1 protein-coding gene is annotated in these 1,019 nt (G+C 65.8%); it reads right to left on the reverse strand.

Annotated features, from left to right (window positions below; genetic code table 11):
* A partial coding sequence (locus tag A2I95_RS42210) for a signaling recognition particle receptor family protein (RefSeq protein WP_291738192.1) occupies positions 1 to 987 on the reverse strand: 987 nt, incomplete at its 3' end.
* Positions 988 to 1,019: the final 32 nt, after the last annotated feature.

Genomic DNA, 1,019 nt, shown 5'->3' on the forward strand with positions numbered 1-1,019 from the left:
CTTCTGGAAGGTACCCACCTGTGACAGCGCGTTCTGCCCGGTGGTCGCATCCAGCACCAGCAGGGTGTTATGCGGCGCGGTCTCATCCTTCTTGCGGATCACGCGAACGATTTTCGACAGCTCTTCCATCAGATCCGCACGGTTCTGCAGACGGCCCGCGGTGTCGATCATCAAGAGATCTGCGCCCTCTTCCTGCGCCTTGGTCATGGCATCGAACGCCAGCGAGGCCGGGTCGGAGCCTTCGGGTGCTGTCAGCACCGGCACCCCGGCCCGGTCGCCCCAGACCTGCAACTGCTCCACTGCGGCAGCGCGGAATGTATCGCCTGCGGCAATGACCACCTTCTTGCCCGCGCCTTTGAACTGGCTGGCCAGCTTGCCGATGGTGGTGGTCTTGCCGGAGCCATTGACCCCCACAACCAGCACCACCTGCGGGCGCTTTGCATAGATCGGCAGCGGCTTCGCCACCGGTTCCATGATGCGGGCGACTTCCTGTGCCAGAAGCTCCTTGATCTCACGGCTGGAGACCTTCTTGCCCATCCGCCCCTCGGCCAGGTTGGCAGTCACCCGCAGCGCCGTGTCCACGCCCATGTCGGCGGCGATAAGCAGCTCTTCCAGCTGCTCCAGCATGTCGTCATCCAGCGCCCGGCGCGGCTCGGCGGCGGCGGTGCGGCCCATCAGACGGCCCAGCAAGCCCGGCGATTTTTTCTCAGGCTCCGGTGCAGTCTGCGGCGCGGGGGCAGGCTCGGGCGCCGCCAACGGCTGCGGCGCAGGCGCGGTTTCAGGTTCGGGCGCAGGCTCCGGATCGGCAACAGCTTCCGGCTGCGGAACAGGTGCCGGGGCGGGCTGCTCCGGCGTCACTGCCGGGGCCTTTGCCAGGGCTTCAGCCGCACCGCTCTCGGCCCCCTCCTCGACAATTGCATCGAGCCCCTGCTCGAGCTTGGAGGAGGATTTGAACAGCCGTTCCTTGAGCTTTGAGAAAAACGCCATCTTGGTCTCCGCAAAAGGGTTTGTACCTCACC

The sequence above is a fragment of the Leisingera sp. F5 genome (assembly GCF_001593695.1).